Source organism: Methylobacter tundripaludum SV96, assembly GCF_000190755.2.
Classification (GTDB): Bacteria; Pseudomonadota; Gammaproteobacteria; order Methylococcales; family Methylomonadaceae; genus Methylobacter_A; species Methylobacter_A tundripaludum.
The window spans coordinates 789,345-811,281 of the sequence record NZ_JH109153.1; the positions used below are offsets into that span (position 1 = coordinate 789,345).

General features: G+C 53.2%; 13 protein-coding genes. 7 read left to right on the forward strand and 6 right to left on the reverse strand.

Translation table 11 applies throughout. The features are described 5' to 3' along the window. Positions 1-6 precede the first annotated feature (6 nt). The 7 genes from METTU_RS16370 to METTU_RS16400 all read left to right on the forward strand — a co-directional run bounded on the left by METTU_RS16370 (position 7) and on the right by METTU_RS16400 (position 14,412). On the forward strand, positions 7-4,596 hold the full coding sequence (locus METTU_RS16370; protein ID WP_006892910.1) for a type I polyketide synthase: 4,590 nt from the start codon (positions 7-9) through the stop codon (positions 4,594-4,596). Between the two features lie 383 nt (positions 4,597-4,979). Continuing rightward, positions 4,980-6,131, forward strand: a complete 1,152-nt coding sequence (locus METTU_RS16375) for an efflux RND transporter periplasmic adaptor subunit (RefSeq protein ID WP_006892913.1) — start codon at positions 4,980-4,982, stop codon at positions 6,129-6,131. Beyond that, positions 6,128-9,265: an efflux RND transporter permease subunit gene (locus METTU_RS16380; RefSeq protein WP_006892914.1), complete on the forward strand. Its 3,138-nt coding sequence runs from the start codon at positions 6,128-6,130 to the stop codon at positions 9,263-9,265. The genes METTU_RS16375 and METTU_RS16380 overlap by 4 nt, the downstream gene beginning before the upstream one ends. Positions 9,266-9,267: 2 nt before the next feature. Continuing rightward, positions 9,268-10,683: an efflux transporter outer membrane subunit gene (locus METTU_RS16385; RefSeq protein ID WP_006892915.1), complete on the forward strand. Its 1,416-nt coding sequence runs from the start codon at positions 9,268-9,270 to the stop codon at positions 10,681-10,683. A 186-nt stretch (positions 10,684-10,869) separates the two neighbouring features. After that, on the forward strand, positions 10,870-11,376 hold the full coding sequence (locus METTU_RS16390) for a YcjF family protein (RefSeq protein WP_006892916.1): 507 nt from the start codon (positions 10,870-10,872) through the stop codon (positions 11,374-11,376). A gap of 342 nt (positions 11,377-11,718) precedes the next feature. Beyond that, positions 11,719-13,356, forward strand: a complete 1,638-nt coding sequence (locus tag METTU_RS16395) for a cyclic peptide export ABC transporter (protein ID WP_006892918.1) — start codon at positions 11,719-11,721, stop codon at positions 13,354-13,356. 48 nt (positions 13,357-13,404) lie between these two features. After that, complete coding sequence (locus METTU_RS16400) at positions 13,405-14,412, forward strand: prohibitin family protein (protein WP_050897794.1); 1,008 nt, start codon at positions 13,405-13,407, stop codon at positions 14,410-14,412. Between the two features lie 432 nt (positions 14,413-14,844). On the opposite strand, the gene METTU_RS16405 is transcribed toward METTU_RS16400, so the two are convergent. From METTU_RS16405 to nuoI, 6 genes are all read right to left on the reverse strand, one after another. After that, positions 14,845-16,287: an NADH-quinone oxidoreductase subunit N gene (locus METTU_RS16405; RefSeq protein WP_006892922.1), complete on the reverse strand. Its 1,443-nt coding sequence runs from the start codon at positions 16,285-16,287 to the stop codon at positions 14,845-14,847. Beyond that, positions 16,287-17,771 (reverse strand): NADH-quinone oxidoreductase subunit M, encoded by a 1,485-nt coding sequence (nuoM, locus tag METTU_RS16410; protein WP_040581369.1) that lies wholly within the window; start codon positions 17,769-17,771, stop codon positions 16,287-16,289. The genes METTU_RS16405 and nuoM overlap by 1 nt, the downstream gene beginning before the upstream one ends. After that, positions 17,768-19,597, reverse strand: coding sequence for an NADH-quinone oxidoreductase subunit L (gene nuoL, locus METTU_RS16415; protein ID WP_006892925.1), 1,830 nt, complete (start codon positions 19,595-19,597; stop codon positions 17,768-17,770). The genes nuoM and nuoL overlap by 4 nt, the downstream gene beginning before the upstream one ends. A gap of 287 nt (positions 19,598-19,884) precedes the next feature. Then, entirely contained in the window at positions 19,885-20,193 is a 309-nt protein-coding gene (gene nuoK / locus METTU_RS16425) for an NADH-quinone oxidoreductase subunit NuoK (RefSeq protein ID WP_006892926.1), read from the reverse strand. A gap of 316 nt (positions 20,194-20,509) precedes the next feature. Then, entirely contained in the window at positions 20,510-21,031 is a 522-nt protein-coding gene (gene nuoJ / locus METTU_RS16430) for an NADH-quinone oxidoreductase subunit J (protein ID WP_436969955.1), read from the reverse strand. A 232-nt stretch (positions 21,032-21,263) separates the two neighbouring features. Further along, on the reverse strand, positions 21,264-21,779 hold the full coding sequence (gene nuoI / locus METTU_RS16435; protein WP_006892929.1) for an NADH-quinone oxidoreductase subunit NuoI: 516 nt from the start codon (positions 21,777-21,779) through the stop codon (positions 21,264-21,266). Positions 21,780-21,937 lie beyond the last annotated feature (158 nt).

The window sequence follows — 21,937 nt, forward strand, 5'->3', positions numbered from 1 at the left end:
GTTGCCATGAGTCACGAAGAAATACGCGAAGACCAAGAAAATATCGCCATTGTCGGCATCGCCGTGCGCATGCCGGGCGCACCTAACCTGGAAGCCTTTTGGCAAAACCTGCGCGATGGCGTGGAAGCGGTTTCGCTGTTTTCCGAAGAAGAGATGCTGGCTTCGGGCCTGGATTTGGACACCATCCGCCACCCGCTGTTCGTCCCGGCCAAAGCGATTTTGGACAATGTGGAAATGTTCGATGCGTCGTTCTTCGGCATTTCTCCACGGGAAGCCGAACTGATGGACCCGCAGCACCGCTTGCTGATGGAATCCGCCTGGGAAGTCTTGGAACATGCCGGTTACGATTCGGAAACCTACGAAGGCCGCATCGCCGTGTTTACCAGCGCGGGCATGAACACCTACCTGCCCTTCAATATTCTGTCCAATCCCGGATTGCTGGAGCAGGTCGGCGGTTTTCAACTGTCCATTTATAACGATAAAGACTTCGTCCCCAGCCGGATTGCCTACAGCATGAATCTCAAAGGGCCTGCGGTCGACATCGGCACCGCCTGCTCCTCGTCGTTGGTCAGCGTACATTTTGCCTGCCAGCACCTGATTACCTATCAATCCGATATGACCCTGGTCGGCGGCATCACCATCCATTTGCCGCAAAAGATGGGCCATTTGTACGAAGAAGGCACGGCCTATTCTCCCGACAGCCACTGCCGCCCTTTCGACGCCGATCCCAGCGGCTTGATCGACGGCAATGGCGTTGCTACGGTAGTCCTCAAGCGGCTCAGCGACGCGCTGGACGATGGCGACCGTATTTATGCAGTCATCAAAGGCACCGCTATTAATAACGACGGCGCATCGAAGGTCGGCTATTCCGCACCCAGCGTCAACGGTCAGGCCGAGGTCATCGTCGAGGCGCAAGCCATGGCCGGGGTTAATCCCGAAACAATCAGTTACGTCGAAACCCATGGCACGGCAACACCGTTGGGAGACCCGATTGAAGTGGCCGCCCTCACCCAAGCCTTTCGCGCCGGCACGGACAAAAAAGGCTACTGCGGGATCGGTTCGGTCAAATCCAATATAGGCCACGTCGATAAAGCGGCAGGACTGGCGGGGCTGATCAAAACCACGCTGGCGCTCGATCACGGCATGATTCCGCCCAACCTGCATTTTAAACAGCCTAACCCCAAGCTGAACCTGCCGGACAGCCCTTTTTATGTGGTAGACAGCCTGCAACTCTGGCCGCGTAATCGGCAAGCGCCGCGCCGTGCAGGCATCAGCTCGTTTGGGGTGGGCGGCACCAACGCCCACGCCATCATCGAAGAAGCTCCGCTGCCGACGCCGGGTTCGCCGTCACGCCCGGTACAATTAATGGTGGTTTCCGCAAAAACCGAAGCCGCCCTGTCGGCCGCGGCAGAAAATATGGCGGCCTTTCTGGAACGGGAACCGCACATAAACCTGGCCGATACCTGCCATACCCTGCAAAAAGGACGCCGGGCGTTTGCCCACCGGCTGGCCTTTACCTGCACCACCGCTGCGGAAGCGGCAAGTACACTGCGGACTTCGCCGCACAGCCACACCGATAATCAAGCCGATCGCGGACTGGTGTTCATGTTCCCCGGTCAAGGCAGCCAATATGCAGGGATGGGAGCCGAGCTTTACCAGCAGGAAGCAGTGTTCAGGGAACAAATCGATCTGTGCGCGCAAATCCTGGCACCGGAATTGGGCCTGGATATCCGCAGCCTGCTGTTCCCCGCCGAAGCCGACAGTGAAGCGGCGGCAGCGCAATTAAAACAAACCGCGCTGGCGCAGCCGGCGCTGTTTACCATCGAATACGCACTGGCCCAATTATGGCTGAGTTGGGGCTTGCAGCCGCGCGCCATGATTGGACACAGCCTCGGCGAATACGTTGCCGCTTGCCTGGCCGGAGTGTTTTCGCCACAAGACGCCCTAACGCTGGTCGCCGCCCGCAGCCGACTGATGCAGTCTATGCCGGTCGGCGCGATGCTGGCCGTGCCCATGGCCGAAGCGACACTGCTCACGCTGTTGGGTGAACTTGCGCAACCTCTCGACCTTGCCGCCGTCAACGGCCCCGAACTGTGCGTGGTCTCAGGCCCGCTCCCGGCGATTGAAGCGTTGCAAAACCAACTCACCGGCCAAGGCCTGTCCCCCAGATTACTGCATACTTCGCACGCGTTCCATTCGGCCATGATGGAGCCTATGCTGGCGCCCTTTACCGACTTGCTCCGGCGTATTGAGCTCAAGCCGCCGCAAATCCCCTATATCTCCAATCTCACCGGAACCTGGATCAGCGAAGCGGAAGCCACCCACCCGGAATATTGGACCCAACACCTTCGCCATACCGTGCGCTTTGGCGAGGGGCTCAAGGCTTTGCTGACTGCCGAGCCATCGCAAGTGTTGCTGGAAGTCGGGCCCGGACGCACCTTGGGCGGTCTGGCCGGGCTTGTCAATCCTGCTCCGCCTTTATGTCTGTCCAGCCTACCCCAAGCCCAGGAAAAACGCGGCGCGCAAAGCTTTCTGCTACGCAGTTTGGCCGATTTATGGCTGGCCGGTATCGGCATCGATTGGAACGGTTTCTACCGGCATGAACGACGCTTGCGCGTGCCGCTGCCCACCTATCCTTTTCAGCGTCGCCGCTACTGGATCGAACCGGGCAAACCGGCCGCCGGTGAAGCGGCGAAAACGACGGCAGGCGCCAGACAAGCCAATCCGGCCGACTGGTTTTACCTGCCCTCGTGGAAAACCAGCCTTGCGCCAACGCCGCAATCGGCTACATCCGCCCCGGAATGGCTGGTGTTTGCCGATGAACTCGGTCTGGCTGACGCGTTAGCCGCGGAACAAACGCAAAACGGACGCCAAGTGTTCAAAGTAAATCCCGGCTCCGGCTTTGCGCAGCCGCATGAACGCGCCTATACCGTAAACCCGGTTCAACCCGCCGACTTCGATGCGCTGCTGGAGGCTTTACAGCAGCAAAATGCGCTGCCGCAACAGATCGTCTATTTATGGGGGTTCAGTCAAAGCAACCCTGCCGCAACAGACTTGAACCGACACTGCGACAGCCTGCTAGCCCTGATTCAAGCGCTGGGCCGACTGACAGTACGCCTGCCGATCGAGCTCACCGTGGTTGGCAATAACATGCAGGCTATCGGCGCAGACCATCCTATCGATCCGGCCAAAGCGGCGTTACTCGGTCTACTGCGCACGTTGCCCTGGGAGTACCCTAATCTATCCTGCCGCGCGATCGACATCCCGTTACCTGCGACGGAACGGCAACTGCACAGCCTCGCCTCCCGCTTGGCACGAGAGTTGAGCATACCGGCGCAAGACCCGCTGGTTATCCTGCGCACCGGCTACCGCTGGCTTCCCAGCTTGGAAGCAGTCCGTCCGGACAGTCCGCGAGAAACGGCCGACTGCTTACTCCGTAACGGCGGGGTGTACGTGATTACCGGCGGCCTCGACGGCATCGGATTCTTGTTTGCCCGCCAAGTAGCGGCAATGGTTCAAGCCAAGCTGGTGCTGACAACCGCAGGTTCGTTGGAATCCGCCGCAAACGCTCAACAGCTTCAAGAGCTGGAGGCTCTGGGCTCCGAAGTGCTGCCGATCCAGCTGGTCGACTACGATACGCCAAGCCTCAATGCGGTATTGAACCAGGCGGAACACCGCTTCGGGCGCATTGACGGCATAATCCATGCCGCAGACATGAGCAGTCCCCGTCCGTTTGCACTGATGCAGGATATTCACAAGACCGAGCAGGATGCCTACTGGCAAGCACAGCAACTGACTCTTAACGCGCTAAAACAGTCTCTGGAACACCGGAATATCGAATTCTGCCTGTTGATGTCCTCATTGGCCGCCGAAGTCGGCGGCATAGGACAAGCGGCTCATGCCGCGGCCTGCGTCTATACGGAGGCGTTTGCCCGACAACACAATCAGACCGGCGCATATCCCTGGATCGTCGTACATTGGGATGTATGGCAAGAAGAAGGCGACCGAACCGACATCAACTCGGCTTTGGCCGAAATCGCCATGACTCCGGAAGAAGGCGGCAACGCTTTCCAGCGCCTGATGGCTTTGGGCGAATCGACATGCATCATCATTGCCACCAGCGATCCGCGTTTCCGCCGGAAGGCGTTCAGCCGGTTACAGGAAGATCAACCCGGCGCCCAAACACCCGCTGCCGGCAGACGTCATGAACGTCCTGACCTGAGCAATCCCTACGAACCGCCCCGCAACGAGGATGAAGCCGCTATGGCGGAATTGTGGCAGGAGTTTCTGGGAATCGACCCCATCGGTATTCACGATAATTTCTTCGACTTGGGCGGTCATTCCCTACTCGCCACGCAATTGGTAACGCGGCTTCAGCAGTCCTTCAAAGTAGGCGTGGAATTGGTGCTCTTTTTCACTGCGCCAACGATTGCCGAGTTAAGCGAAGCGTTGCTGCAAAAACAGCTCGAACTAAGCGACGAAGACCAATTGGCCCAGTGGCTCGACAAGCTCGAACAAATGTCCGAGGATGAGGCGCAAGCCCTACTGGAAAGCGGCAGTCTGCCTGCGGAATTGCTCAATGCACTGGGGCATTAGCCATGTCCCTTCCGCCAGTCCGTGGAATTAACTTCAGAAAACATACGAAAAACAACACGTCTTTCAACAACCTTAGCCGCAGGGGATTGCGGCTTTTCGTGTGTTTTTAATGTGGTTTCTGAGCTTACGCTAACCGTCTCATGAAAGAGCGATAATGATGTAATACACTATGTATAATCGAATTAACATAAAAATAACCTATAATAGACCTCAAAAAATCATTAAAATATAAGCAATTGATTTTTTTAACTAAATCTAAAAGCAAATCGCTCCAGTCATACGCCACAAAAAAATTCCATACGGATACTTTTTGCTGTGTAACCTCCGGTCATTGTTTTTATTGTTCACTCTAATCTTGTAACCGGATAAATTCGAGGCACATCGTGAAACCAAATCCGCGCCTACCCATTCCCTTTCTTTGCCTGCTGCCCCTAATCCTGACTGCATGCCAAGAGCAACATGCAGCACCGGAATTTCCGGCTCCGGAAGTCGCCATCCAGCGTGTTGAAGCTCACACGATCCCGATAGAATGGGAATTCGTCGGTCAAACGGAAAGCTCCCGCCTTGTGGAAATCCGCACTCGCGTTGAAGGCGTTCTTGATAAGCGCCTCTACGAAGAAGGCACGCTGGTGCAGAAAGGACAAGTGCTGTTTCAAATGGACGACCGCCCGTTTGCCGCCGCCTTGCAAGGGCAAAAAGGCACACTGGCACAACAGGAAGCCAAGCAGCAAAACGCAAAACGCAATGTGGCAAGACTTAAAAACCTCATCGCGCAAAATGCGGTCAGCCAAAAAGACGTAGACGATGCGGTGTCCCAATTGGCAGAAGCCGATGCGGTCTTGCTGACGGCACGCGCAAATGTCACTTCAGCCGAATTAAATCTAAGCTACGCCACTATCAAATCGCCATTAACCGGCTTAAGCGGCAAGACAAAGAAAGCCGACGGCAGTTTTATCAGCCCAGGTCAGGACGGCTTACTAACCACCGTAACCCAGACCGATCCGATGTGGGTCAAATTCAGCACTTCGGAAACCCGTCTGCTGGAAGTCAACGAAGCCATGATGAAAAAACAGTTAATCATGCCTGAAAATGCTAACTTTGTAGTGGATCTTCATATGGCGGACGGTTCGGTCTACCCCCTTAGCGGCAAAATGAATTTCTCCGAAAAACAGTTTTCTACCGAAACCGGCACCAGAGAATTTCGCGCCGCATTTGCGAATCCCGACATGAAACTGGTTCCCGGTCAGTTTGTGCGGGTTACATTGAAAGGGGCCATTAGACCCAACGCCATATTGGTACCTCAACGCGCAGTCATGCAAGGCCAACAAGGTAAGTACCTTTATGTGGTCGGCACTGCTAATAAAGCGGAAATACGCCCGGTCGAAATGGGCGATTGGTACGGCGATGACTGGATTATCGAAAGCGGTTTAACCAGCGGAGAGCTGGTTGTCGTGGACGGTATGAGCCACGTGATTCCTAATATGCCGGTAAAACCGCTGCCGCCTGCCGACAATACCCGTGGGAGTCAGCCATGAACATTGGATTTTTTATCACGCGGCCTATTTTCGCCGCGATCATCTCGATAGTTATCGTGATGGCCGGTCTATTAGCCTTGCGTCAGCTGCCGATAGCGCAGTTTCCCGATATTTCCCCGCCGCAAATCCAAGTATCCGCCATGTACCCCGGCGCCAGCGCCGAAACCGTGGCACAAACCATCGCCGCACCGATTGAGCAGCAAGTCAACGGGGCCGAAAACATGCTTTACATGACCTCGACCAGTTCATCCAATGGTTCTCTGGGGCTGAGCATCGTATTCGACATCGGCACCGATATCGACAAGGCTCAGATCGACGTGCAAAATCGCGTTAAAATGGCCGAAGCGCAACTGCCGGACGAAGTACGCCGTGGCGGCGTATCGGTAACAAAGTCTACTTCCAGCATTTTGTTGATGGTGGCGATCAAATCGGATGGCCGTTACGACCCCACTTACGTCAGTAACTACGCCAGTCTGCATGTACTGGACAAACTCAAGCAGATTCCTGGGGCCAACCAAGTTGCCCCAATGGGTTCCTCCGATTACGCCATGCGCATTTGGTTAAAACCTGACAATATGGCGCACCTCGGTATCACCACATCGGACATCCGTAACGCAATATCCCAGCAGAACACCCAGTTCGCCGTCGGCCAGATTGGGCAAAAACCGACGTCCCAGCCCGTCTCGCTCACCTTGCCTATAGCGGCGGAAGGGCGCCTCACCGATCCGAAAGAGTTTGAAGACATTATCCTGCGCGCCAACAGTGACGGTGCCGCCATCCGTTTGCGCGATGTCGCAAAGGTGGAACTGGGGGCGCAGAGCTATGACATGCTGACCCGGCTTAACGGAGACAACGCGACCCTGATAGCGGTATATCAACAACCCGGCGCCAATGCGCTGGACGTAGCCGCTCAAGTCAGGGCAACCATGGATCGCCTATCCGCCACGTTTCCGGCAGGTATCAGCTATGGCATTCCTTACGACACGACGGAATTTGTCGAAATATCCATTGAGGAAGTCATCCACACCCTCTTTGAAGCCATTATTTTGGTTATCGCGGTAGTGTTCTTATTCCTGCAAAATTGGCGCGCCACTCTTATTCCGACCTTGGCCGTACCGGTATCCATTATCGGCACCTTGGCGGGTATGTACATTCTGGGCTTTTCAGTTAACACGCTGACCCTGTTCGGCATGGTGCTGGCCATCGGACTGGTGGTTGACGATGCTATCGTGGTGATCGAAAACGTCGAGCGAAATATGCGCGAACTGGGACTTAAGGGCCGCGAAGCCGCAACTCACGCCCTGTCTGAGGTTGCAGGACCCGTGATCGCCACGACCTTGGTGCTCATTGCCGTATTTCTCCCGGTATCCTTCCTCGGCGGCATGACCGGGCAACTCTACAAACAATTCGCCATCACCATCGCCATATCGGTGGCCCTATCGGCTATCGTTGCCCTTACCCTGAGCCCTGCGCTGGCAGCCATCCTTATCAAGCCGACCGAGCACCAAAAACCGCGCCTGTTTCAATGGTTCGACGCCACGCTGGAAAAAGCCACCCAACGCTACCTCAACGGCATCCGCTGGCTGTTACGACATACCGCCGTTGGCATAGCGCTGTACCTTTGTATGATTCTCGCCATCGTCGGCCTGTTTAAAATCGTACCCACCAGTTTTGTTCCTCCCGAAGACCAGGGCACCCTGTTTACCGTCGTGATGCTGCCCGATGCTGCCAGCCTGGATCGCACCGGCACCGTGGTACAGCAAGTGGAAGCCTTGGTAAAAAATAATCCGGCATTACGCGATATAGCCTCTATTACCGGCATGAATCTGATGGATGGCGGTAATGCGACCAATGCCGGGGTATTATTTCTCGCCATGAAAAAGTGGAAGGATAGAGTCAAACCCGAACTGCAAGCCGAAAACGTACTGGGCAGCTTGATGCAACAGGCCTCCAGCATCAAAGAAGCGCTGGTAATGGTCATGAATCCGCCCTCCATCCCCGGCCTCGGCATGGCTGGCGGCTTCGAATTCTGGTTGCTCAATCAGGGTGTCGGCGATACCGCGACATTGGAAGCCATGACCCAGAAAGTTATCGCCAAAGCTAACCAGCGCCACGAATTGCAAGGCGTCTCATCCTCCATTAACTCCAACTCGCAACAGCTATCCATCAAGCTCGACCGAGACAAAGCCTGGGCCATGGGCGTAGCTATCGGCGATGTGTTCGACACTTTGCAAGGTATGTTCAATACCACCTATGTCAACGATTTCAACAAATTCGGCCGCACCTACCGGGTATTGCTACAAGCGGACCCGCAATACCGCAGCCGTCCCGAGGATATTGAAAAAGTTTTTGTACGCAGCAAATCCGGATCGATGATCCCCCTAAGCAGCTTGATTAGCGTGCATTATGCTAACGGCCCCAACGCCATCAGCCGTTTCAACGGTTTCCCGGCAGCCCGCATCAATGGCGGCGCGGCAGCGGGCTATAGCTCCGGCCAAGCCATGTTAGCCATGGAACAGGCAGCGCAAGAAGTCCTACCGGACAGCATGTCATTCGCTTGGGGCGGGCAGTCATTTCAGGAAAAAGCATCCGGCAGCTCATCCGGTTCTGCGTTTATCTACGGCATCATTATGGTATTTCTGATTCTCGCAGCCCAATACGAAAGGCTGGTACTGCCTTTCGCCGTCATGTTGTCGGTCCCTTTCGGCTTGTTCGGCGCCTTTCTCGTCGTCTGGGCCAGTCACATGCAGGACGATGTTTACTTCCAAATCGGCCTGGTCACACTCATCGCACTCAGCGCCAAGAACGCCATACTCATTATTGAATTCGCGTCGCTTAAACACGAGCAAGGCATGAATGTGGTGGATGCCGCGTTGGAAGCTTGCCGACTCCGCTTTCGTCCGATTCTGATGACATCTTTTTCCTTCATTCTTGGCGTATTGCCCTTGGTTCTTAGCACGGGTGCGGGCGCAAACAGTCGCCATTCCATCGGTGTGGGCATTATGGGCGGCATGGTTAGCGCCACCTTGTTGGCGGTGTTTTTCGTGCCGTTATTTTTCGTGCTGCTGGAAGGCATTCGAGTGAACCGAGCAGCGAAGCGAACCGACGACATTGTTGCAAAACAGGAAATCTAATCATGCGCCATATTTCTATTCCCCTATTGCTGCCCTTAGCTCTAACCGGCTGTTTTATGATCGGCCCGGATTACCAGAAGCCGACTGCACCGATACCTGATGCTTGGCGTTTTGCCCCGGCCGAAACCGTTGCGGCCAGCGATACCCGTTGGTGGGAACAATTCGGCGATCCCCGTCTGACCCAACTCATTGAACAGGCGCTACTGCATAACAAAGACCTGCAAATCGCCACGGCCACTGTGGAAGAGTTTTTGGGCCTATACAGCGTGACCCGTGCCGACCTGTTTCCACAAATCAGTGGCAGTGCGTCATACCAAAGGCAACAAATTTCCGGCGTAACCGCGGGAGCATTGCCAACTCCCGCCTCCGACAATATTCAGGCTGCACTAAACCTTTCCTGGGAAATCGACGTATGGGGCAGATTAAGGCGCGCCACCGAAGCCGCCCGCGCCAACCTGTATGGACAAGAAGAAACCCGCCGCACGGTGGTGCTGACTCTTGTCACCAGCGTGGCCCGCTCCTACGTGCAATTGTGCGAACTGGACCAGCGCTTGGAAATTGCCAAACGCACGTTGGTGGACCGGCGTGAAGCGTATCGTATCGCCCGAGCGCGATTCGAAGGGGAACTCAACTCAAGTGCTGAAGTACGGCAAGCAGAATCGGAGGTGCATAATACCGCGGCATCAGTGCCGCAACTGGAATCGCTGGTCGCGCAAAAAGAACACGAATTGAGCGTGCTTCTGGGTCATAACCCCGCCGCAGTACAACGCGGATTAGCGCTGACCGAGCTGCACTTGCCCAGCATACCGGCAGGTCTGCCCTCGGAGTTATTAACCCGCCGTCCCGATATACGCAAAGCGGAGCAGGATTTAATCGCCGCCAACGCTAATATCGGCGTAGCCAAAGCCGCATACTTCCCTAAATTCACAGTAACTGGATCATTTGGCGGCGCCAGCGCCGATTTCAGCCAGTTGCTGTCGGGACCGGCAGGCGCGTGGAACTACGGTTTAGGATTGGCCATGCCGTTATTCACCGCCGGCAAAATCGCCGGCCAAGTAAAAGCGTCCGAAGCACGTGAACAAGAATCGCTATTCAGCTATCAAAAAACGCTGCTGCAAGCCTTCCAAGAAACCGAAAATGCGCTAATAGATAACAGTAAAATCCAAGAACAAGTACAGGCTTTAAACCGTCAAGTCATTGCCCTGCGCGAATATCGCAGGCTTGCATGGCTACGTTACAATAACGGCCTTACCGATTACCTGGTAGTTTTGGATGCGCAACGCAATCTGTTTAACATAGAACTCGCCCTCGCAACGGCTCAAAGTAACTCATTGCAAGCAGTGATCAATGTATACAAAGCGTTTGGCGGCAGCTGGATGGAAAAAGTGTCAGAAAATCAAGAGACTCCACCTAGCTGATAGTCTGAAGCGTTACCGTTGCAAAATTTTACTAAACGGATGTCAAAGGTCCCCTATGCTCACATGTAGGCCCATAATATACTTGATCGATATGCCGTTTTTTTATATAGCGTAGTCGGCTTGCATAGTGTAAGATTCGTTCAAACCATCCCAAAACCAGCTTTATATATTTAAGGAGTGAGACTCATGAATGCTACCGTAAACGAAGAAGTTACTTTCTTAGCAGAAAATGGCATCGACGCCGATGCCACAGCAAGCCCGGTCATTAAACGTTATAGCCTGATTGCGGCGGGTATCGGCATCATTCCACTACCGCTCATAGATACCGTGTTAATTAGCGGTGTTCAGGTCAAGATGGTGTATGACCTGGCCAAAGCCTTCGATGTTCCCTTTGAAGAATCTCGCGCCAAAGCATTAGTGGGCTCACTGGTTGGCGGCATTGCCCCACTTGGCATAGCAGGAGGCGTTGCCAGCCTGGTTAGAACGATTCCATTCATAGGCATGGCGGCTTGGTATCTTGTTGGCCCGGCGTTGGCTTTCGCTTCAACCTATGCAGTCGGCAAAGTCTTTTCCGAACATTTCCAAACCGGCGGCACCCTGCTCACTTTCGATGCAGACAAAATACGCGCCCATTATCAGCGCGAGTTCGAAGCAGCATTGAAATCCAAAAAAGTGAATAAAACACTAGCTTAAGCAGGCGCAAAGCAACTCTAATCGACAATGCTTCTGCTAATCTTACTTTTGAAGACGTAATTAAGGAGTTCCCTCAAAGAACTCCGCTCAAAGGTTCAACATTGCCTAAACATCCTTCACTATGACAACGCTACCGCTCCTTGCCGTATATTATTTAATAATTTTGCTATTGGTTAGTTGTTGCGCCATTGGTCGGAGACCTGGATTCCTTATTACGTTTGTCCTATCCCTGGTGATTACACCCTTTGTAATGCTATTGATCCTTTACATCACCAGGCCCTCTGTAAAAAAATCAAAACTTACCGCATCGCGGACTTAGTCTAGCCGACCGACGTATTTTCCATGCCCCTGATCGAACTGATTCGCCGACACGTAAAAACGTCGGCGCACGTATTCATTATACTCGCCCTGCTTTCCGGTGTGAGCAATGTCTTGGTGATGACGCTCATCAACACTTCCGCCGGCGTTGAGCAAGCTACGCTGGACTTGCGCACTATCGCCATGTTCGGATTAGTCATCGGTATCTATATTGTCAGCCAACGCGGCTTGATGCGCATCACCGCCACTGAAGTAGAATCAATGATCCATAACTTACGCATGGCATTGGTAGAAAACATCAGCCATGCAGAGCTGTTGTCTTTAGAGCAAGTCGGGCGCTCTGAAATTCTCGCGGGGATGATCCGAGATACGCAAACTATATCCCAAGCCTCTAACATACTGGTGATAGCGGTTCAATCGGTCATCATGATCGCACTGTCTATGGTCTATGTGTTTCTCATCAATAAGGTAGCGTTTGCCCTGAGCCTAAGTTTTATCGCTTTATCCATGGTGCTAATCCTGCGGCACATGCTCACGCTACGTGAGGAACTAAACACAGTTTTCAAGGAAGAAAATCATTTATACGACGGCCTACGCGATGTACTCGAAGGCTTTAAGGAAGTCAAAATGAGCGTGCCTCGGCGTATTGACATTTTGGCGGAGATTGACATCGCCGCCACACGGGCACGCGACGTGAAAATTGCATTCCAAGGCCGCGCAGCCCAGGAGTTCATGCTAAGCCAGACCATGATTTTCCTTCTGCTTGGCCTCATCGTGTTCGTAGCACCGATGTTTTTCAGCGTCGAAGCGGGAGCCGCCGCACGTACCGCAGCCGCCATGTTATTTATCGTCGGCCCCCTGGCCATGGTCACCCAAGCGATACCCATATTCGCTACCGCCAATGCCGCAGCCGAAAACCTGGTCCGATTAGAACATCTGCTCCAATCCCTCGCGACCAAAATACCGGGAATGATCGAGCGCCCCTTACCTGCCGAATTTGAAGAAATACATTTCGACACGGTCAGCTTTACTTATACGGACAGTAAATCGGTAAACATGTTTACGGTGGGCCCATTCAACTTCAGCATCCGCCAGGGCGATACCCTGTTTATCACGGGCGGTAACGGCTCAGGAAAGTCCACCTTAGTCAAGCTATTGGTCGGACTTTATTATCCCGAAAAAGGCGTTATCCGCATCGACCAGCAAGCTCTCTCAGCAGAAACCTATACGGCCTATCGCAGCAAATTTTCAGTCATTTTTTCCGATTACCACTTATTCAAACGAATGTACGGCCTCAACGTCCCCAATCCCGAGGTCATCGAAGAATTGTGCCTGCTGCTTGAAATATTAGGTAAAGTCCGCTTACAGGATGCCAATACCTTCGATACGATAGACTTGAGTACAGGGCAGCGCAAGCGCCTCGCTTTACTGGTAACGCTACTGGAAGACAAGCCCATTATCGTACTTGATGAATGGGCCGCAGACCAAGACCCTCATTTCCGCCGCAAATTCTATCAGGAACTATTGCCGCACTTGAAAGCATTGGGCAAAACTATTATCGCCATTACTCACGATGACCGTTATTTTGACACAGCGGATAGATGCATTGCCCTTGAAGAAGGACGCATAGTATCGGACATCAATAGCAATTCACTCCAGTAGCACGAATCTATGCAATTTCCAGTTCTAAAACGATTCTACGAAAAATATATGATGACCATCACTCTTGCGGTGATGATCATGGGACTGTTGTTTGTCTACTTATCGCCAACCATGCTGGTAACCATTCCGGCCGGTCACCTCGGGGTAAGGTGGTACCGTTTTTATAACGGTACAGACCTCGGGCCGGCAGTTCCAGAAGGTACGCACCTAAAATTCCCTTGGGACGAGCTGTACGATTACGATGCAAGGGCACAGCTGGTCGACCAAGAATACGATGTTATAACTAAAGATGGCTTGTTAGTTGCCACACATATCTCGTTTCTTTTCCGTGTTAAGCCGGAAACGCTCGGCATGCTGCATAAAGAAGTTGGGCCGGACTATCTCAACCTAATACTAAAACCTGAATTAGGAACCACGGCACGATCAATCATTGCCAACTATACAGCAGAAGAATTTTACAGCACTTACAGGGAAGAGGCTCAAGACAAAATATTGGCAGAAATGCTTGCTGAGTTACGTGAGGAGAATTCCTATAGCGCGAAGAATACCGTGCTGATCGTGTTTGATCGAATAATGCTGAAATCGATAACACTTCCTGAGCGGATTGCCTCTGCCATAGAGTCTAAAGTTGAACAATTCCAACGCCAACTCGAATACGATTTCCGCCTGCAAGTCGAAACCAAGGAAAAAGAGCGCAAACGCATCGAAGGAGAAGGCGTACAGGCACTGTTCGACAATATTGGCACAAAAGAAGTGCCTAATTATTTACGCCTGGTCGGCATTAACGCGACGCTCGAATTGGCGCGCTCGAACAACGCAAAAATTGTCGTCACTGGAAGCTCTCTGAACGCCCTACCCTTGCTGATAGGCAATGACACCTTAATACCCCCGGCACAACAGCCTCAAGCCGCGAAGATAGAAACAACAAAAGGTGCAAATCAGTCACCGCCCCAACTGCTGAAAGCGCCTTCGGACAACACCAAAGCAACCCCGACCCAAGCTGAAAAACCGGCGACCAAAACGGACAAGACTCAAACCGATAAAGCAAAAAAATAGGCAGACAATTTTGCGCTCGAACTTACGGCGAATGCAGCAAGGCTTCGCCGCTGTGCAGTATCTGCCGCAAAGACCGGAATTTTTCCACATCAATGGCGCCCATAAAAACCTGTCGCATCGACGGCGCGATGGGCTCTATTTATCGCAAAATCGGTGTAGTAATTTTGTCACTATGCCAGAATTTAACCGGCGTTGACTGTCGTAAGTATGCAATAGGTTCAGACTTGGCGAGTCTTGCAAGCGACTGATTAGTAAATATTTACATAATAAGCATGGGATTAATAACTCCGGGGTCGGTGGTTCAAGCCCACCTATCGCCACCATTTAAACCAAGGACTTAAGATACTCTTAGCCCCCCAAGTCGCACCCAAATATAAAGCCCCCTGATCACCCGTTGATAGCTTATATACGCCAATCGAAAAACCACCCTATTCATTCCATCGCATAAGAGACCGACTGAATGACATTCACCAACAGGCCGGGATAAATGCCGAACCAAACCAGCAGCATCGTTAAAACGGCTAGTATGGCGGTGGATACCCAATCTTGGGGCGGTTTAATTGCCGCTCCGTCGACGTTCATCGACATCACAACGATGATCCTCAAATAGTAATAAAGCCCCAGGCCGCTGCCAACGATAACAGCGAGCAGCAATCCCCACAACCGGCCATCGGCTGCGCTGGTAAAGATATAGAATTTACCGATGAACCCGGCGGTCAGCGGAATACCCGCCAGCGACAGCAGCATCAGGGTAAAAGTCGCGGCTAGCCATGGCCGCCGCCAAAACAGCCCGCGATAACAAGAAATGTCATCCGCTTCCGTTTGCGGCGTTGAAAGTACCGAAACGACCCCGAAAGCGCCGATCGTGGTAATGAAATAAGCCAGCAGATAAAAGCTAACGGACTCGACGACCCACATTGAAGAAATTCTTCCGCCCGCAATAAATGCGACCAGCAGATACCCCATGTGCGCGATAGACGAATAGGCCAGCAAACGCTTGACATTAGTTTGCAGCAGCGCCAACAGATTGCCGCCCAGTATGGATAAACCGGCAATAACGCTGAAAACAGTCAGTAACGGCGTGTAATCATAACTATAGGTAGTGATGAAATATCGAAGCAGAAGGGCGAAGACGGCGCCTTTTGAAACGGTCGCGATAAATGCGGTAACCGGCGCGGGTGCGCCTTCGTAGACATCCGGTGTCCATAAGTGAAACGGCACCAGCGAAAGCTTGAAACCCAGCCCGACCATGATCAGGAGTGTTCCGCTTAAAACCATCGCGCTGATATTGTCCCGGCTCGTCATGTAGCCGCCGATGCCGCTGAAATGAAGCTCCCCGCATTGCGAATAGATCAGCGCCATGCCCATCAACAAAAAAGCCGAAGACACGCCGGACAAAACCAGGTATTTGATCGCTGCCTCCAGCGGTCGTGACTGGTTTAGCGGATAGCCGATCAGCACAAACAGGGAGATACTGAGTATTTCAAGCCCTATAAAAAAGCTCGCAAAATGGCTGCTGCCGACCAGCACCAAGCCGCCCAGCAGCGCAGTCAGCAGCAGCAATGGGAGTTCTTCATTTTCTCCTTCACGCTCTTTGAAATAGTCGTAACAAAACCCCAGCACCGCCAAACCTCCCGACAGCAACAGCGCCATGTAGAACAGCGAATAGGCATCCACCAGAATCAATAAAGTCGCCCGAACCGCACTTTCCCGCGATGCGATGCCCAGTGTCGACAGCGCTATGACGATTCCCACGGCGGCAATGCCGCAGGACAAAATAAAATTCCGCCGGACAGCAATGCCGAGCATTACCGCGACTGCGGTTACCGCGATAGTGATGATAGGCGCAAGGGCGATGAGCTGGTTACTATTCATCAGCGCTCCATCACCATAGAATTTTGCATTTCCTGCTTCAATACAGGAACCGATACGTCCAATACTGCCTGAGGACTCAGGCCGAGCCACACACTGGCAAGGACCAGCAATCCTAGCGATGCCCATTCGCGTCGACCGACATCGGACAATGGAGAATGTTGAGACGGCGGGCCGTAAAAGGCCTTTTGTATCATAATCAACGCATAAACCGGAGCCAGAATAAGCACCAAAGCCGCCACGGAGACCAATAACATATTGACGCTGAAAGCCCCCTGCAACACCAAAAATTCACCCATGAAGTTTCCCAATCCCGGAAGACCCAGCGAGGCCACCGCAAAGAACAGCGTCAACGCTGACAACCTGGGCAATGCGGGCCAGAGCCCTCCCATATTGCCCATTTCCCGAGTATGCAGGCGTTCTTGCAGCGCACCGGCAATCATAAATAACGCGGAGGCGCTGATGCCGTGAGCCAGCATGGTGATGACCGAACCCTGCAAGGCGAGCAAGTTCCAGGAAAACACCCCCAGCAGGATAAAACCCATGTGACTGACGCTGGTATAAGCAATCAGCCGTTTCAGGTCAGACTGGGCAAAAGCCATCATCGCCGCATAAAGCACGCTCACAGCTCCCAGCGTCATCGCAATCGGGGCAAACTGATGCGCCGCATCAGGAAACAACGGGATGACAAAACGCAGTAAGCCGTAAGCGCCGGTCTTAAGCATCACGCCAGCCAAAATCACGCTGCCGCCGGTTGGTGCTTGAGTATGGGCGTCCGGTAACCATGTATGAAAAGGCACCATCGGCAGTTTGACCGTAAACGCGATAAAAAATCCCAGCATCAGCCAAAAGGCGACATGGGGTTCAAGCACCGTATTGAGCAATTCGAAATAATCGAAACTATAGATGCCAGTAGAGTTATAGTGCAACAGCACTAAAGTTATGATCGCCAACAGCATCAACAGACTGCTCACCTGCGTAAAAATGAAAAACTTTATTGCCGCATCAGTCCGGTTTTCATGACCCCAGATGCTGATCAGAAAATACATCGGGGTAATCATCAATTCCCAGAAGAAAAAGAACAGAAACAGGTCAACCGCCAGAAACACGCCGACGGTACCGGCCAGGCACGCCAGCAGATTAAAGAAAAAGAAACCTTGCCGATCCTTGATCTCGGTCCAGGAACTGCTGACCGCCATAAACCCGAGCAATACCGTCAGCGTTATCAGCAGCAGACTGAGCCCATCCATAGCCAGATGAAAACTGATGCCGAAGCGTGGAATCCACGGGCCGTAAAAGTCGGCAAACCAGGCTGATGACAGATCGTCTACATGCTCCGCCACCGCGTAGGGCAATACCAGCAACAGCGCCTCGACAGTCAGGGTAACGATCGCCACCCAACGCGGAGCTATCGGACTCCAGCGCGCTGAGAACCAGGCCGCGAATCCACCCAGCAGCAAAACGCCAATAAGCATAGGCAGTATCACGACAGCCACCCTATCGCGATAATGACCACCGCGCCGAGTGCTACGGATGAGGCGTACCAACGGATACGCCCGGTCTGGGACGCGCTGACCCTGCTGCACCCTACCCGACTAAGTAACGCTATCGCAACGTATATGCCATCCACCGCATCGTTTTTATTGAGTTTGGCGATGGATTTAAAAGGCCGCACCACTAATGCGCCATACAGCGCATCGATGCCCCAACCGTTAAAACAGAATATCCGCATCTGGTTTGCCAAGCCGGAACCTGCAAGACGCTGGGCTGAAAAAGTGTGGGTAAGATAAAACAATACCGCGATCAGCAAGCCGACAAAAGGCGCCAAAGCGGTGACGACCGAAACAAGGTCAAACGTGTGGTCATGGTTGAATAAAACAGGAAATACCGAATCCAGCGGGATTTTCAGCGTGCCGCCCAATAGCGCCAACGCGCCCAACAAGATCAGCGGCACGCTCATTTGCCAACCCACTCTGGCTTTAGTGACCGGGCATTTCCTGCCGAAAAAGACCACGAAGATCAGACGGAAACTGTAAATACCTGTGATGATTGCGCCCAGACAGCCCGCCGCCCATAAACCGGGAGAGGCATCAAAGACTGCCAACAGAATCTCGTGTTTGCTGTAAAAGCCGGAAGTAAAAGGCAGTGCGGATAACGCGGCACTGCCGATCATAAAACTCCAGAAAGCTAATGGCATGGCTTTACGCAGCCCGCCCATCTTGAAAATATTGTGCTCGTGATGAAAACAGAAAATCACCGCGCCTGCGGCGAGGAACAACAGCGCCTTGAAGAAGGCATGGGTCAGCAGGTGGAAAATCGCCGATGACCATGCCCCGACGCCCAATGCGAGAAACATGTAACCAATCTGGCTGATGGTTGAATAGGCAAGAATACGCTTGATGTCGGTTTGAACGAGTGCCGAGCAACCCGCCATCAATAAGGTGGTTGCACCTATCCCAGCGACGGCGAATTGAACCGACGGAGCCATTATGAACAAGGCATGGGTTCTGGCAATCAGGTAAACGCCCGCAGTAACCATCGTAGCGGCATGAATCAACGCGCTGACCGGCGTCGGGCCTGCCATGGCGTCGGGCAGCCAGGATTGCAGCGGCAATTGCGCGGATTTGCCCAGCGCACCGCCCAGCAACAGGGCGGCGGCAGCTACAGGCAACAGGCTGCCGGAAGTCCACTGGCTGGTAGCCCGGAGCATCAGGAGCTGAATATCAAAGGTGTGCAGCTGCGTGAACAGCAGAAACAATCCGACCAATAAAGCCGTGTCCCCTACCCTGGTCATCACAAACGCCTTGCGTGCGGCATAGCCGTTGTTCGGATCTTCATACCAGAAGCCGATCAGCAGATAGCTGCCCAGTCCGACACCTTCCCAGCCCAGGTAAAGCAGCACCAGATTGTCGGCCAGCACCAACACCAGCATCGCGGATACAAACAGGTTTATATAGGCGAAAAAACGCGCATAGCCGGGGTCGTCGTCCATAAATCCGGCAGCATAGACATGGATTAAAAAGCCGACACCGGTCACGACAAACAGCATCGTGACCGTCAACGCATCAAGATAGAAACCGAAGGGTATCGACAGATCGTCAACTTCCATCCAGACTCCTAATACCAAGCGGTAAGGCTGCATCGTTCCATTCAGGAATTCGGCTCCGATCAGGGCTGCCAATAACGCCGAAGCAGCCACACTGCCGACGCCCACCCAAGCAATCAGCGGTTTGGAAAGTCGTTCACCCGCCAATATCAGGATTAAAAATCCGAGAAATGGAAATAACGGCACCCAGCCTAGCAGTTCAATCACTTTCGGCCCCCTTGCTCGTTCCCACGCGGCGCGCGGGAACGAGAGTCAGTGCTAGTTCCCAAGCTCCAGCTTGGGAATTCAGTGCGGGAAGCTCCAGCTTCCTGTCTCGCGAAGCTGCGACTGCATGGATGGTAGAATCGCGTATGGAATAGCGATCGAGAGCAACGCAGGGAGCTGTTGCCGAGAGCTTCGTCATCCTGGTTCCCAAGCTGGAGCTTGGGAACCCGCGTAAACCCCAGAAACGGAAACAACGATACCCACCCTAGCAGTTCGATCACTTTCATCCCCTACCCTTTCATCCCGTTCAACGAATCCGCATCCAGCGTATGGAAACGGCGGAAAATTTGCAGCACCAATCCCAGCCCGACCCCCACTTCCGCCGCGGCCAGCGTTAATATCAGCAGGAACATGATTTGCCCGTCCGCCTGTCCCCAGCGTGACCCGGCCACAATAAAAGCCAGCCCTGTAGCGTTGAGCATAACTTCCAGGGACATCAAAATCATGATCAGGTTACGCCGCACCAATACCCCGGTTAACCCCAGCACAAACAACACGACAGACAACAACAGGCCATGCTCCATCGGAATTCCGTTCATGACGCCTCCCCGCATTTTTCCTCATTCCCACGCGCCGCGCTCATCGCTATACATAAGCGACTGAAGGATTCCGGCAAAAATTCCCGAGTCGTCTCCGCTCCGCCGGCAAGCCTATGCGCGTTGTTATGTATTGAAGCGCAACGGGAGTGCAAGCTTTGCTCGCGCTTGCAGGCGAAGCCTGCACTCCAGCTATCGGTAACCCTTGGCGCCGATTCCCAAACTGGAGATTTGGAGCCATTGGGAAATGTGTATAACGATGAGCGCACCGTGCGGCGCAGGAATTCGCTCGGAGCTCGTAGGAAGTCGGAACCTCCTCTCATGACTTTCCCCCGGCCCTTGTCATCTTGATCATCGGTTTTCCCAGGTGATAAGCGCCGACCAGACCGGCCAGCAGCAACATCGAGGCCAGTTCCACAGCGAGCAGATAGGGGCCGTATAATGCTACCCCCACCTGCTTGGCGCTCACTGCATAGCCGGTTTCGGCGCTACCGCCAGACACCACAATAACCAGCATTTCGACGAACAGAATCAATGCCAGCAGTGACGGCCCGATCCAGATACCCGGCTGTAACCAGGCGCGTTCCTGCTCTAGGGTCTTTTGTCCTTGATTGAGCATCATGATCACGAAAACAAACAGCACCATAATGGCCCCGGCATAAATAATCACTTCCAGCACCGCGGCAAAATACGCGCCCAACAGAAAGAACAAAACGCCGACGGCCAGCAGGGATAAAATCAGGTACAACAAGCCATGCACCGCATTGAGCCGAGTAATCATCATTACCGTCGCGAAAACGGCAACGGCGGAAGTGATATAAAACAAAGTCAACGCCATCATGTTCTCCTGATCAGGTTAATTAATAATTCCCATGCTCCGGAGGCTGTGAAAGTATTCGTTTTTAGAAAAAATTAAAGAATTCACCACGAAGACACGAAGGACACGAAGAAAAACAATCGTTTTAATTCAATACATTGAAAACTTCGTGTTCTTCGTGTCTTCGTGGTGAAAAATGTTTTTAGCCTAATTTGGATAATACTTTCACAGTCTCTCCAGCGTGGGAACGATAAAATCACGGTAACAAGGTTTTCACATCGACCGGCGGCGCTTCGTGTTCAGCCTGCCCCTTGGCCTTGCCGTCGATCGTCATCCCGGCTACGCGGTAAAAGTTGTAATCGTGATACTTTCCGGTACCGTCAATTAACAGGTGTTGCTTTTCGTAAACCATGTTCTGACGGTCGTATTCGCACATTTCAAAATCCGGCGTCAGTTGAATGGCATTGGTCGGGCAGGCTTCCTCGCAAAATCCACACATAATGCAGCGGGAAAAATTGATGCGGAAAAATTCCGGATACCAGCGCCCGTTCTCGTCCTCGGCTTTCTGCAAGACGATACAGTCCACAGGACAAGCTACCGCGCACAGATTGCAGGCAACGCAGCGCTCTTCGCCGTCAGGGTCGCGGGTCAGCACGATGCGTCCGCGGTAGCGGGGAAACAGCGCCGGTTTCTGTTCCGGGTATTCGACCGTATCCGGCTTGACGAACGTATGCTTCAAAACTTCCCATAATGATCGCAGTTGACTTAGCATCTTTTATCCTTTTCTGACGCTCTGGTTCCCAAGCTCCAGCTTGGGAACCCAGAAAGTGAAGCTCTAGCTTCGCGAGACGGGAAGCTAGAGCTTCCCACACCGAATTCCCAAGCTGGAGCTTGGGAACTAGCTAACCTCAAACTGTGTTCCAGCTTAAG